The sequence below is a fragment of the Rhizobium sp. BK456 genome (genome assembly GCF_014194045.1).
Classification (GTDB): Bacteria; Pseudomonadota; Alphaproteobacteria; order Rhizobiales; family Rhizobiaceae; genus Rhizobium; species Rhizobium redzepovicii.
In genome coordinates, this window is record NZ_JACIAO010000008.1 from 14,686 (window position 1) to 28,438 (window position 13,753).

Annotated in this window: 12 protein-coding genes; 7 read left to right on the forward strand and 5 right to left on the reverse strand. The window is 61.8% G+C overall.

The annotated features are described in order from the left end of the window. Nucleotides 1-67 precede the first annotated feature (67 nt). Nucleotides 68-1,681: a GGDEF domain-containing protein gene (locus tag FHX03_RS21730; protein ID WP_183855404.1), complete on the forward strand. Its 1,614-nt coding sequence runs from the start codon at nt 68-70 to the stop codon at nt 1,679-1,681. Nucleotides 1,682-1,732: 51 nt separating this feature from the next. On the opposite strand, the gene FHX03_RS21735 is transcribed toward FHX03_RS21730, so the two are convergent. The 3 genes from FHX03_RS21735 to FHX03_RS35010 all read right to left on the reverse strand — a co-directional run bounded on the left by FHX03_RS21735 (nt 1,733) and on the right by FHX03_RS35010 (nt 4,075). Beyond that, nucleotides 1,733-2,554, reverse strand: coding sequence for a lytic transglycosylase domain-containing protein (locus FHX03_RS21735; protein ID WP_097625069.1), 822 nt, complete (start codon nt 2,552-2,554; stop codon nt 1,733-1,735). Nucleotides 2,555-2,722: 168 nt separating this feature from the next. After that, entirely contained in the window at nt 2,723-3,757 is a 1,035-nt protein-coding gene (locus FHX03_RS21740; RefSeq protein ID WP_003589565.1) for an aspartate-semialdehyde dehydrogenase, read from the reverse strand. 111 nt (nt 3,758-3,868) lie between these two features. Beyond that, complete coding sequence (locus FHX03_RS35010) at nt 3,869-4,075, reverse strand: hypothetical protein (RefSeq protein ID WP_097625068.1); 207 nt, start codon at nt 4,073-4,075, stop codon at nt 3,869-3,871. 94 nt (nt 4,076-4,169) lie between these two features. On the opposite strand from FHX03_RS35010, the gene FHX03_RS21750 reads away from it, so the two are divergent. The 5 genes from FHX03_RS21750 to FHX03_RS21770 all read left to right on the forward strand — a co-directional run bounded on the left by FHX03_RS21750 (nt 4,170) and on the right by FHX03_RS21770 (nt 10,519). After that, the gene (locus FHX03_RS21750) at nt 4,170-5,924 is read left to right on the forward strand and encodes an alkaline phosphatase (protein ID WP_183855406.1); all 1,755 of its coding nucleotides are present in this window, start codon (nt 4,170-4,172) and stop codon (nt 5,922-5,924) included. A 97-nt stretch (nt 5,925-6,021) separates the two neighbouring features. Then, a complete protein-coding gene (locus FHX03_RS21755) occupies nt 6,022-6,489 on the forward strand; it encodes a hypothetical protein (RefSeq protein WP_097625066.1) in 468 nt (155 codons plus the stop codon). Nucleotides 6,490-6,495: 6 nt separating this feature from the next. Then, on the forward strand, nt 6,496-7,188 hold the full coding sequence (locus FHX03_RS21760) for an ABC transporter ATP-binding protein (RefSeq protein ID WP_097625065.1): 693 nt from the start codon (nt 6,496-6,498) through the stop codon (nt 7,186-7,188). After that, nucleotides 7,185-8,447 carry an ABC transporter permease gene (locus tag FHX03_RS21765; RefSeq protein ID WP_097625064.1) on the forward strand — a complete coding sequence of 421 codons (1,263 nt, stop codon included), beginning with the start codon at nt 7,185-7,187 and terminating at the stop codon, nt 8,445-8,447. Before FHX03_RS21760 ends, FHX03_RS21765 begins: the two co-directional genes overlap by 4 nt. A 185-nt stretch (nt 8,448-8,632) precedes the next feature. After that, nucleotides 8,633-10,519: an MFS transporter gene (locus FHX03_RS21770; RefSeq protein WP_097625063.1), complete on the forward strand. Its 1,887-nt coding sequence runs from the start codon at nt 8,633-8,635 to the stop codon at nt 10,517-10,519. Nucleotides 10,520-10,555: 36 nt separating this feature from the next. Here the strand turns inward: FHX03_RS21770 and lpxE are convergent, their stop codons facing one another. Then, nucleotides 10,556-11,308, reverse strand: coding sequence for a lipid A 1-phosphatase LpxE (gene lpxE, locus FHX03_RS21775; RefSeq protein ID WP_179867095.1), 753 nt, complete (start codon nt 11,306-11,308; stop codon nt 10,556-10,558). A gap of 231 nt (nt 11,309-11,539) precedes the next feature. Beyond that, entirely contained in the window at nt 11,540-12,652 is a 1,113-nt protein-coding gene (gene leuB, locus FHX03_RS21780) for a 3-isopropylmalate dehydrogenase (RefSeq protein WP_183855408.1), read from the reverse strand. A gap of 168 nt (nt 12,653-12,820) precedes the next feature. Here leuB and FHX03_RS21785 point away from each other — a divergent pair, with 168 nt between their 5' ends. Continuing rightward, a complete protein-coding gene (locus FHX03_RS21785) occupies nt 12,821-13,753 on the forward strand; it encodes a pyridoxal-phosphate dependent enzyme (protein WP_097625062.1) in 933 nt (310 codons plus the stop codon).

Consider the following 13,753-nt stretch of genomic DNA (forward strand, 5'->3'; position numbering starts at 1 on the left):
ATTGCTGCTAAGATTGGCGTCAATTGGTCGCGCACGACCGACGTTTTGAGTACCGTGGCGATTGGCGATGAAGTTCGAGACCATCAAAAGGGTTATCCTGGCCGCCATCATGCTGCCCTTCGTCTTCATGCTCATTGAAGGCGTCGTCGTCATACGGGCTTCAGTCAACCAATACAGCGATCTCGAGAAAGACCGACAGTTCGCCGACGTTCTTGCCCGTGGCGGGTCGATCGCCGCCACGGAGATCCTGAGCGAAATCGGTGCCACTCGCATTTATCTCGCGCATCCGAGCAGCAAAACTGCCGCTGATATGCAGAAAAGCCGGGCAACGCTCGATGACGAGCGCCTTGCCTTCTATGCCAGCCTGCCTTCCCGCGATACGCTCGATGAAGGGCTTGCGGAAGAATTGTCGATTCTCAGCCTTGCCTATAGCCGCATCGTCGCCGCGCGCGGCGCCGTCGACCAGGGCCGTTATGTCGGCAGCGATCCCGGGTCGATCTACTGGTACGCAGCTCTCAAGCAGCTTGCCGTCGTCGATGCGCTTTCACCCTTGATCAGCGACCCGGTGCTGCTGGAGAAATCCAACCAGCTGATGGGCATCATGCTGACCTATTATGGGGAGAGGCTGATCACCGGCATTGGCAGCCGTTACCTTGACCAGGGCGTGTCCGCCAGATTTCCGGTGGAGCTGTTCGTGCAGGGCAAGGTCATGATCGGCGAGGGCATGGATCACATGGTCTTCCATTCGGCGGCGCCGATCGTACGCGACATTGTTGCCTATCTCGGTCGCCGCGACCAGGTGAAGGCGAATGCGATCACCGACGCCATTCTCGCCGGATCGCGGCCGACGCCTGCGGTGCGCGACGTCTGGGCGGCTGCGCAGAGCGAACGCATGACTTTCCTGCAACAGAAAATGATCGAGGCGGCGAGAGATATTCACGAGACCGGCGAAAACTTTTCGACGCGTTCGCATATACACCTGACGCGGATCCTGGCGCTGTGCGCCGGCTTGCTCATCCTCGCGACCTTGGTGATGATGCTGGCGGCAAGGGGTCTGCGCCTGATCGATCGGCTGACGCGGGACCGGGAGACGCTGGTCGGCGAGTTGCGCAACGCGGCCCAGACCGATCTCCTGACCGGCCTTTACAACAGGCGCGGCTTCGAGTTTGCCGCATCGGCGCTTCTCACGCAGGCCGAGCACGGATCACGCTGGATTTCCGTCGTGCTCTTCGACCTCGATCATTTCAAGAAGATCAACGATATCAACGGCCATGACGCTGGCGATGCCGTGCTCCGGCATGTCGCGGGCGTCGCGCGCGCGAATTTCCGTTCCTTCGATCTGCTGGTCCGTCATGGCGGCGAGGAGTTCCTGGCGCTCCTGCCGGATTCGACGCCCGACGATGCGGCAATCGTTGCCGAGCGCGTGCGGCTGGCGATCGAGGCGGCGGAAATCCCCTTGGAGAGTGGCGAGGTTCTCAGGGTGACGGCAAGTTTCGGATGTGCCGGCCGGGCAAATGAAGCCGCCAACCGGAACTTCGAGGATCTGGTCAAACGCGCCGATCTCTCGCTCTACGCCGCCAAGGCCTCCGGCCGCAATTGTGTCGTTTCGGGGCCAATCGTCCCGGCGCAGGAGGAGCGCCGCAAGACGGCCTCCGGCGGCGGCTTTGATTCCCGCATATAAAAAACGCCGCATGTCCCAGCGGCGTTTTCGGGTATCGTTGTCGAAGAAGACCTATTTGCCGTCGATCTGCTGGCCGATATAAGCGATTGCCTGCTGATAGACGCTGGCGGCGTTCCAGCCCTGGATGGCGACGAAATTCGGCTCTCCGGGCTGATAGCCGGCGCCGGCGCGCCAGCCATGGCCCTTGAGGAAATTCGCCGTCGAGGCCAGTGCATCGGCACGCGAACCGACCATGTCAACTCGGCCATCGCCATCGCCGTCGGCGCCGAAGCGCACGACATTGCGCGGCAGAAACTGCGTCTGGCCGATTTCACCGTGGGCAGCACCCTTGGCCTGCGGGCTCAGATAACCCTCGGAGACGAGCTGGAGCGCGGCATAGAGCTGGTCGGTGAAATAGTCCGAACGGCGGCAGTCATAGGCGAGCGTCGAAACGGCCGACAGCGTGTGCTGGTTGCCCATATAGCTGCCAAAACCGGTCTCCATGCCCCAGATGGCGATTAGCGGGCCGGCCGGAACGCCGAAACGGCGCTCGATCGAGGCAAAAAGCGCCTGGTTGGCGGCTTTCATGCTGCGGCCGCGGGAGATGACGGCGGCACCGCCGCGCTTCTGCATGAAGGCGTCGAAGGAGAGTTTGAAGCTCTTCTGGCCGCGGTCGGCGGCGATCGTCGGTTTGTTGTAATTGACGTTGGCAAAGGCGCGGCTCAGAACCGCCTGGCTGACGCCATTGGCTGCTGCCGTCTGCTTGAAATCGGCAACCCAGGCCTCGAAGCCGGCGCTGGTATTGCCGCATTGCGGTCCTTGCGCGAACGCCGGTACCGCATGGAGGACGCCCATTGCTGCAGCGGCCGCCAGAAACAACTTTTTCATGCGCATTGAGAAACCCCGCTCTCGATCTGCATAGTTTTTAGGCGGGCAAGAGAATGCCAGCCACTCACGATTTTGTCACGATCACCTTTTAGCGAGCGCTTATACAGTTGATTTGCCCCGGAAAAGCCCCGCTCACCGAGCAGGGCTTTAACATCTTATGGTTTACAAATCGTATCAGGCGGCCTGCTTGCGCGGCTTGACGAGGCCGCGATTGACCAGCAGCTCGGCGATCTGAATGGCGTTCAATGCGGCGCCCTTGCGCAGGTTGTCGGAGACCACCCAGATGTTGAGGCCGTTTTCGACCGTCGCGTCCTCGCGGATGCGCGAGATGTAGGTCGCGTCCTCGCCGGCGGATTCATAAGGCGTGATGTAGCCGCCGTCCTCACGCTTGTCGATGACGAGGCAGCCTGGTGCATCGCGCAGGATATCGCGGGCCTGGTCGGCGGTGATCTCGTTTTCGAACTCGATGTTGACGGATTCCGAATGGCCGATGAAGACAGGCACGCGCACTGCCGTGCAGGTCACCTTGATCTTCGGGTCGAGCATCTTCTTAGTCTCGGCCAGCACCTTCCACTCTTCCTTGGTGTAGCCGTCTTCCATGAAGACGTCGATGTGCGGGATGACGTTGAAGGCGATACGCTTGGTGAACTTCTTGTTCTCGATCGGATCGGCGACGAAGACGGCGCGCGTCTGATTGAAGAGCTCGTCCATGCCGTCCTTGCCGGCGCCGGAGACCGATTGGTAGGTCGAGATGACGACACGCTTGATCTTGGCGAAGTCATGCAGCGGCTTCAGCGCAACCACCAGCTGGGCGGTCGAGCAATTCGGGTTGGCGATGATGTTGCGCTTGGTGAACTGGCTGATGGCGTCCGGGTTCACTTCCGGCACGATCAGCGGCACGTCGGCGTCGTAACGCCAGGCCGAGGAATTGTCGATGACGATGCAGCCCTGCTGACCGATCTTCGGCGAAAACTTCTTGGAGATTTCGCCGCCGGCCGACATCAGGCAGATATCGGTGTCGGAGAAATCGTAATTCTCCAGATTGGAAACCTTCAGCGTCCGGTCACCATAGGAAACCTCGGTGCCCTGCGAACGCGCGGAGGCGAGCGCCACGACCTCATCGGCGGGGAAGCCGCGTTCGGAGAGAATGTTGAGCATCTCCCGGCCGACATTTCCGGTTGCTCCCGCAATTGCTACTTTGAAACCCATTTCTCAAGCTCTCTTTCTCTTCTCTCCTCTTGTCCGGTGAGGGGAAAGGCGCGACGGATCGCGTCTTCCTGTCCCCAGCCGAGCCGGGGAGAGAGCGGCAGGCCAGAGACGTCAGACGGTTTTCGTCGTCGTTTTGGCCTTGGTTTTGGCAGAAACCGGAACGGCAATATCCACCCCGGCAACCCGTGCCCGGTCATTGCGGTCAGCAATGGCGTGTTCGTCGCGAACCATGGAGATTCCTTTTCCGCTGTTGCTCTTAGAAGGTTTTCCACAGGAGTCAAGGTTTTTGCGCTCGGAGCCTGCAGGCGAAAGCGGCAGCCACGACGCTGCGGCGTTTTGTCATGCCGCTGTCATCCCCGGGAGGTATCCCGGCTCGGTTATTTAATGACTGCAACGAAAACGGGGGTTTTCCATGCGTACGCTTCTTGCCGCCTTTGCGGCCACCACCATGCTTGCGGGCGCCGCTCAGGCGACGACGGTCTATCCGCTCGATCGCGCCACGATTCTTGCCGGTTCGCCGTTCGATTTCAAGGTCGAACTCAACAAGCAGGTCAAGCCCGCAGACGTGAAGATCACGGTCAACGGCCAGGACTACAAGACCGTCCTCGGCGGCGAGGCGCAGTTCGTCGAACTGGAAAAGGGCAAAGAGGATAAGGCTCTCGGTTCCGCTCTGCTGCTGCGCGGCCTGAAGATCTCGGCTCCCGGCGCCTACAAGGTCGAGGTTGCTGCCGGCGACGAAACGACGTCCGTCACCTGGAATGTTTACGAAACCGCGGCCCAGCCGAAGGCCAAGAACATCATCTTCCTGCTCGGCGACGGTCTTTCCGTCGCGCATCGCACCGCTGCCCGCATCATGTCGAAGGGCATGACCGAGGGCAAGGCGAACGGCCGCCTGAACATGGACGATCTCGATCGCATGGCTTTCATCGGCACCTCCTCGACGAATGCCGTCTCCACGGACTCGGCCAATACCATGTCGGCCTACATGACGGGCCACAAGACCGCCGTCAACGCGCTCGGCGTCTACGCGGACCGCACCCCGGCCTCGCTCGATGACCCGCGCGTCGAAACCTTCGCGGAAGCTGTTCGCCGCACGACGAAGAAGTCGATCGGCATCGTCGCAACCGCCGAAGTCGAAGACGCGACGCCGGCTGCCGTCGTTTCCCATACCCGCAACCGCAACGACAAGGCCGATGTCGTCGGCATGCTGCTCGACGTCAAGCCGGAAGTCCTGCTCGGCGGCGGCTCGGCCTATTTCCTCGGCAAAGAGGTCGCCGGTTCCAAGCGCAAGGACAACCAGGACTACATTAAGCTGTTCCAGGATGCCGGCTACAAGCTTGCGACCGACAAGAACGAGCTCGCCGCCAATGCATCGGGCGAAGGCAATCTCCTCGGTCTCTTCCACACCGGCAATATGGACGTCACGCTCGATCGCGAGTTCCTGAAGAAGGGCACCGTCGACAAGTTTCCGAACCAGCCGGGTCTCGTCGCCATGACCAAGGTTGCGCTCGACCGCCTCTCCAAGAATCCGGACGGTTTCTTCCTGATGGTCGAGGGTTCCTCGATCGACAAGATGTCGCATCCGCTCGATTGGGATCGCGCCGTCTTCGAAACCATCGAATTCGACCAGGCCATCGGCGTTGCCCGCGAATTCCAGAAGGCCCATCCGGACACGCTGATCGTCGTCACCGGCGACCACACCCACGGTGTATCGATCATCGGCACCGTCGATGACGACAAGCCCGGCACCGAAATGCGCGAAAAGGTCGGCACCTATGCGGAAGCCGGCTTCCCGAACTACAAGGACGAAAACGGCGACGGTTACCCTGACAAGATCGACGTCAGCCGTCGCCTGTTCCTGAGCGCCAACAACGGCCCTGACCACTACGAGACCTTCCGTCCGAAGCTCGATGGTCCGTTCGTTCCGGCTGTCCAGAACGAAAAGAAGGAATATGTCGCCAACGAGCAGTACAAGGATGTTCCCGGCGCGGTCTTCGTGCAGGGCAATATTCCGAAGACCGGCGACAGCGGCGTCCATGCGGTCGACGACGTCGTCCTGCAGTCGGCCGGTCCGGGTTCTGAAGAGTTCCATGGCTATATGGAACAGAGCGACGTCTATCGCGTGCTCGCCGACACCTTCGCTCTCGGCGCCAAGCAGACGAATTGATCTGAGGCCGATCCGGCAGTCGCTTGCCGGCTTTGCCTGTTTCGTCGATCATGGTCCCGGCCGTTCAGCGGCCGGGATTTAATTCTTGGAGATCGCCATGGAAAAGCTCCCTTCGCTGCATCTCAGCCGCCGCGGCCTGATCGGCGCCATCGGCACGCTGGCTTTCGCCGCTGTTGCTCGCCCGAGTTTTGCAGCAGGTTCCGTGATCAGTTTCGATGAGCTTTATGGCAAGTTCGGCGTGCTCGGCCTTGAATTTTCCGACAAGGTGAAGCGCCTTGCCGGGCAGGAAATCAGCATGAAAGGTTTCATGGCGCCGCCCCTGAAGGCCGAGGCTCAGTTCTTTGTGCTCACCGAGATGCCGATGTCGCTCTGCCCCTTCTGCTCCTCGGATGCGGACTGGCCGGATAATATCGTCGTCGTCTATCTCGGGGAGAAACAGACCTTCGTGCAGCCGCGCCAGACGATCGAAGTGCGCGGCATGCTGGAATATGGCTCCTGGACGGACCCGGACACCGGCTTCGTCAGCCTGCTGCGGATCCGCCGGGCCGAATATTCCGCCGTTTGAACCGATATGCTCGCTCTCAATATCGAAAACCTAGATGTCACCTTCCCAGGCCTGTCCTCGTCGGCGCTGGCAATCACTAGCCTGTCGATCGATGCCGGCAGCAGGGTTGCCATTACAGGCGCGTCCGGATCCGGCAAGAGCACTTTCGTCAATATCGTTGCCGGGCTGGAACGGACGCGCCAGGGCCGCATCCGTTGGAACGGCGAGGATATTGCTGGTTTTTCCGAAAGCCGGCGCGACCGGTTCCGTGCCGCCAATATCGGCCTGGTCATGCAGGAATTTCATCTCTTTCCCGGCCTGTCGGCGCTGGAGAACGTGCTTTTACCGGCGCGGCTTGCGGGTGTCGCCACGGCTGATGTCATTGAGCGGGCGCATGCGCTTTTGAGCACGGTCGGTCTTTCCCGCCCCGGCCAGAAGATCGAAACCATGTCGCGCGGCGAGATGCAGCGCGTGGCGATCGGCCGGGCGCTGCTGCGCAAGCCCGGCGTCATCATTGCCGACGAACCGACGGCAAGCCTCGATGCCGAAAGCGGCGAGGCTGTCGGCGATCTCATCCTCGATCTCGCCTTTGCCGAAGGCAGCACGCTGATCGTCGTTTCACACGATCAGCGCCTTGCCGGCCGCCTCGACCGGCGTATCACCTTCGGTTCCGGCCGGGTCAGCAACGATTCCGCGGCAACGGCGGGAGAGGCTATATGATCCGTTTCATCTTTTCCGATCTTCGCCGCCTCTGGGCGGGGTCGCTGGTGGTCGTGCTGCTGGTGGCGCTTGCGACCGCGCTCGGCGTTTGCGTCGTGCTGCAGGAGCGGGCGCTTCGTCTCGGCAGCGCACGCGCTGCCGACAAGTTCGATCTCGTCATCGGCGCCGGCGGCAGCGAGACGCAGCTCGTGCTGTCCTCCGTTTTCCTGCAGCCCTCGCCTTTGCCGCTGATGCCGGGCGATGTGCTGGCCAGGCTTGCCGCCGATCCCCGCGTCGACTGGGCGGCGCCGATCGGCTTCGGTGATTCCTTCTCCGGCTATCCGATCGTCGGCACGACGGTGACGTTGGCGGAGAACCTGTCTGGCGGCTTTGCCGAGGGCAGGATTTTCGCCCGCGAGGGAGAAGCGGTGATCGGCTCTGCGGTCAAGTTACCGCTCGGGGCCGAGATCAAGCCGATGCATGGCGTGGCGGAAGAAGGCGGCGAGACCCACACCGAACTCGTCTATCACGTCGCCGGCCGCTTGCGGCCGACCGGCACGGCCTGGGACCGGGCCATTCTGGTTCCGATCCAGGCCGTCTGGCATATCCATGGTCTGGGGGCGGAAGAGCATGAAGGCGAGGCTGGACACGATCATGAGCATGAAGGCGCCGGTCACGATGTACATGAGCATCACGGCGAAATCGACCCGGATGCCGTGATCGACGAGAAGTGGGCTGCGGATGCTCCCGGCCTTCCCGCCATCCTCGTCAAGCCGAAGACGATAGCCGACGCCTATAAGCTGCGGCAGGAGTATCGCAGCGGCAATACCGTCGCCGTTTTCCCCGGCGAGGTGCTGACCAATCTCTACGGCACGCTCGGCGACGCCAAACAGATCCTTGTTGCGGTCGCCGCCGGCGCGCAAGCGCTCGTCGCCGCCTCGCTGGTGCTGGTCACGGTCATCCATATCGGCCAACGCCGGCGCCAGATCGGCGCGCTGCGGGCTTTCGGCGCCCCGCGCGGCGCGATTTTCGGCATCGTCTGGCTGGAATTCTTCTTCCTGGTGGCCGTCGGCATCGGGCTCGGTTTCACGTTCGGTTACGCTGCGGCGCTGACCTTGTCTGGCATGTTCTCTCAGACGAGCGGGATCGCCATGCCGGTCGGTTTCGCCCGTGAAGACGCCGGGCTTGCGGCGGTGCTGCTCGTCTTCGCGACAATTTTGGCCGCGCTGCCGGCGGTGCTCGCCTACCGGCAATCGCCGGCGCAGGCGCTGAGAGCGTAACCAGGCCGGCTGACGACTCGGCTGCCTGCCAAGCGCGTTGCCATTAGACTAAAGTCATAATCCCAAAGCATCTCTCTTTTTGATCTGCCGTTTCTGGCACACTCTCGTCAGGCGTGTCGCGGCCAGGGGTCTGCTTTGAGGAGAGTAGGTCGCGCGCGTGCTCATCACTCTGTGGAGGACAGACAATGGCAAATGTCGCAAGCATCGACGGCGCGAAGGCCGGTCCGATGACCGGCGAAGAGAAGAAGGTGATCTTCGCTTCTTCGCTCGGCACCGTTTTCGAATGGTATGATTTCTATCTCTACGGTTCGCTCGCCACCTATATCGGCGCGACCTATTTCACCCAATATCCCGAGGCGACGCGCAACATCTTCACGCTGCTTGCCTTTGCCGCCGGCTTCCTGGTGCGCCCGTTCGGCGCGCTGGTATTCGGCCGTCTCGGCGATCTGGTCGGCCGGAAGTACACCTTCCTGGTGACGATCATGATCATGGGTCTGTCGACCTTCCTCGTCGGCATCCTGCCGGGTGCCGCCACCATCGGCATCGCAGCCCCGATCATCCTGATCGCACTGCGCCTGCTCCAGGGTCTGGCGCTGGGCGGTGAATATGGCGGTGCGGCAACCTATGTCGCCGAACACGCGCCGAACGGGCGCCGCGGCTACTTCACCTCATGGATCCAGACGACGGCGACGCTCGGCCTGTTCCTGTCGCTGATCGTCATCGTTCTGGTTCAATATCTGATGGGTGCGGCTCAATTTGCTGCCTGGGGCTGGCGCATTCCGTTCCTGGTCTCGGTCGTCCTGCTCGGCATTTCCGTCTGGATCCGCCTGAAGATGAACGAATCACCCGCGTTCCAGCGCATGAAGGCGGAAGGCAAGGGCTCCAAGGCGCCGCTGACCGAAGCCTTCGGGACATGGAGAAACGCCAAGATTGCGATCATCGCGCTTCTCGGCGCCACCATGGGCCAGGCGGTCGTCTGGTACGGCGGCCAGTTCTATGCATTGTTCTTCCTGCAGAACGTGCTGAAGGTAGACCTGCAGTCGGCCAACATCATGGTCGCCATCGCGCTCTTCCTCGCCACGCCGTTCTTCGTCATCTTCGGCGGTCTCTCCGATAAGATCGGTCGCAAGCCGATCATCATGGCAGGCCTTCTCATCGCGGCGGTAACGTATAATCCGCTGTTCAAGGCGATGACCTGGACGGCCAACCCGGCGCTTGCCGAAGCACAGGCCTCGATCCGGGCAACGGTTACGGCCGATCCGGCGGATTGCAAATTCCAGTTCAATCCGACCGGCACGTCGAAGTTCACCAGCTCCTGCGACGTGGCGACGGCGTTCCTGACAAAGAACTCGGTGCCTTATGATGTCGTGTCCGGTCCCGCCGGTCAGCCGGCAACGGTAAAGGTCGGCAACGAGACGATCCCGAGCTTCGACGTCGTTGCCGCCGGCGACAAGGCCAAGGGCATGACCGCGGCTTTCGAAAAGGGCGTCAATATCGCGCTCCACGATGCCGGCTATCCGCTGAAGCGCGGCGCCGCCAAGGTGCCGGATGCCAAGCTCGATGCTTTCATCGCAGCCAATCCGGAACTGTCGCTGAATGCCGATACCGTGCGTGCCGGCGAGAAGGAAACCATGCCGGCGGCCAAGCTGGTCGAGACCAAGCTGCTGACGGCGGATGAGGCCAATGGCGTCACCGACATGGCGGTCTATAACGTCGCCAATGGCGGCGCTTTCGCCATGACCGCCGATCCCGCCCGCGTCAACTGGATCGGCACGATTGCGATCCTGTTCGTGCTCGTCCTCTATGTAACGATGGTCTATGGCCCGATCGCCGCTCTGCTGGTCGAGCTTTTCCCGACCCGCATTCGCTATACCGGCATGTCGCTGCCCTATCACATCGGCAACGGCTGGTTCGGCGGCCTGCTGCCGGCGACGGCCTTCGCGATGAGCGCTGCCGCGGGCGATATCTATTACGGTCTCTGGTACCCGATCGTCTTTGCGTCGATCACCCTGGTGATCGGCCTGATCTTCCTGCCGGAAACGAAGAACAGAGATATCCACGCTATGGACTGAGCGGCGCTTCAGCGCTTGAGGTAAATGGCCCGGCGCTTACAAGGCGCCGGGCTTTTTCATGTCGGGGAAGAAGTGTTTCGCAATCGGCCAGCCATCCGGCCCCAGTTTGAAGAGCAAGCCGCAGCGGGCAAAGACGATCGCCGTCAGCAGCGAAAACCAGCCGCCGAAGGCAAGGCCGGCAATGACGTCGCTCGGATAGTGGGCGCCGACCATGACGCGCGTCATGCCGAGCCAGATGGCGCCGGCGATGAAGAGAACGCGGTAGCGCGGAAACAACAGGGCAAAGGCGGCGAAGAAGGCCCCGACCGTGGTGGAATGGCCGGAGGGGAAACTTTCGAAAGCGGCATGGCCTGAAAAGGGCGTGAAGGAAAACATGCCGTAGTCGTAAAAATGGTCGGGACGGGCCCTGCCGATCGCCCGTTTCAGCAGATTGGCGAGAAGCCCGGAGAAGACGACGGTGGCAAAGAGATAGGCGCCGATCCAGCTGACATAGAGCGCCTGCGCCTTGGAGCGCGCCGTCTTCACCAGCTTGTAGCCCGCCCTGCCCTGAAAGAACAGCAGGATGCTGGTAAAGATCAGCCAGGCGGAATCGCCGAAACCGGTCATCATCTCGCCGAGGTGCTTCACCGGTGCGGGAACTTCGCTGGCGCCGATCGGTGCATCGAAGAGCAGCATGGAGAGGATCACGGCATTGAGCGTGATGAAGAGGCAGGCCTTCCAACGCAATGGCGGCATGCCGACGCCGCTCCGGCGCCAGCGCCTGTCCAGGGAAGCCCAAAATGCCCGCATTGCCATCGTCCGTTCGAATTCGCCCTTGAGCGCCGCGCGCCCGAAAGACGCGTCGAGGGCGCGCTTATTACCGGGATAGGCGCTCGCTGAAATCCGGCGCAAAAATACACGAGATTGCGGCCGAGAATAGTCCGTTTCGGAGAAATCGACCGAGCGGGTTGCGGCTCGCGCTCCCCGCATAAACAGCCCTCCGCATGTCATGCGGAGGGCCCATGTTTCACGTGAAATATATCAGGCTGACAGCGTCTTGAACTCGGCAAGGATCGCATCGCCCATCTCGACGGTGCCGACCTGCCTTGCGCCATCGGCCATGATGTCGCCGGTGCGGATGCCCTTGTCGAGCACGTTGGCGATCGCCTTTTCCAGGTCGTCGGCTTCCTTCACCAGATTGAAGGAGTAACGCAGGCACATGGCGAAGGAGGCGATCATGGCGATCGGGTTGGCGATGCCCTTGCCGGCGATGTCGGGGGCCGAGCCGTGGACCGGCTCGTAGAGCGCCTTGCGCTTGCCGGTCTTGCCGTCAGGCGCGCCGAGCGAGGCCGACGGCAGCATGCCGAGCGAGCCTGTCAGCATGGCGGCGACATCGGAGAGCATGTCGCCGAAGAGATTGTCGGTGACAATGACGTCGAACTGCTTGGGCTGACGCACCAGCTGCATGCCGCCGGCATCGGCCAGCATATGTTCGAGCTGGACGTCGGAATATTTCGCCTTGTGCGTCTCGGTCACCACCTGGTTCCAGAGCACGCCCGACTTCATGACGTTGCGCTTTTCCATAGAGCAGACGCGGTTCTGCCGGGTGCGGGCCATTTCGAAGGCGACGCCGGCAATGCGCTCGATCTCGTAGGTGTCGTAGACTTGGGTGTCGATACCGCGCTTCTGGCCGTTGCCGAGATCGATGATCTCCTTCGGCTCGCCGAAATAGACGCCGCCGGTCAGTTCGCGGATGATCAGGATGTCGAGACCTTCGACCAGTTCCGGCTTCAGAGATGAGGCCGAGGCAAGGGCCGGATAGCAGATGGCGGGACGCAGGTTGGCAAACAGCTGAAGGTCCTTGCGCAGCCGCAACAGGCCGGCTTCCGGGCGCACTTCGTAAGGAACGCTATCCCATTTCGGACCGCCGACGGCGCCGAAGAGAACGGCATCGGCGGCAAGCGCCTTTACCATATCGGCTTCGGAGATCGCCGCGCCATGCGCATCATAGGCGGAGCCGCCGACAAGGCCTTCGTCGATGACGAAACCGGCACCCATCGCCTCGTTCATATAGGCGATGATCTTGCGGACCTCGCCCATCGCCTCGGGACCGATGCCGTCACCCGGCAGCAGGAAAAGATTGCGCACAGTCATGAAACCCTCCTGGAAAAACAAGTTGCGGTTTCTTAGACCCCGGAAATGGGCATTTCAAGCGAGAGAAGCAGTGAATCGGTACGCTTCGGTTTCGGTCGTGATGATTGCTCCTGCGCTTGCAAACAGGCTAGAACGGCATCTTACCTTCCATGTCCCCGGATGTTTCCCATGCCTTTAGCACCGCTCCATCTCGATACGCCCTTGGTTCAGACAGCGCCTGACTACAGCGCCAGCGGCAAGCGGCTCTGGCTGAAGCTCGATGCGCTGCAGCCTTCCGGCAGCTTCAAGCTGCGCGGCGTCGGCCGGCTTTGCCAGCACGCAGTGGAAAATGGCGCGCGCGAGATCTTCTGTGCGTCCGGCGGCAATGCCGGTATTGCCGCGGCCTATGCCGGCCGGGCGCTCGGCGTGCCGGTCACCATCGTCGTGCCGGAAACGACGGCGGCCGATGTCCGGCAGACGATCGCCGCAACGGGCGCCAATGTCCTCGTCCACGGGTCGGTTTTCGACGAAGCCAATGCCCATGCCGTCGAACTCGCGGAGAGCCGCAAGGCGAGTTATGTGCATCCCTTCGACCATCCGCTTCTGTGGGATGGTCATGCGACGCTGATCGACGAGGTGGTGGCGAAGGGTGCAAAATTCGATTGCGTCGTCACCAGCGTCGGCGGCGGCGGGCTGCTTGCCGGTATTGTCGAGGGGTTGAAGCGCAATGGGCTTGCCGATGTGCCTGTCATTGCCGTCGAAACCGAAGGGGCGGCCTCGCTGAACGCCAGCCTCAAGGCGAATGAACGTATCACCCTGCCCGCCATCACCTCGATTGCCACGTCGCTCGGCGCGCGGCAGGTGGCGCAGCATGTCTTCGACTTGCCGAAACAGCATCCGATCGAAAGTGTTCTCGTCAGCGACGCCGATGCGGTTGCCGCCTGTCTGAAATTTGCCGATGCGCAGCGCATTCTGGTCGAGCCGGCCTGCGGTGCAGCACTTGCCGTTGCCGATGTGCATGCCGAGCTGTTTGCCCGCTTTGACAATCCGCTGATCGAAGTCTGCGGCGGCATCGGCGTATCGCTCGAAAAGCTGCGGCTCTGGAAAGAGAAGTTTCTCTGA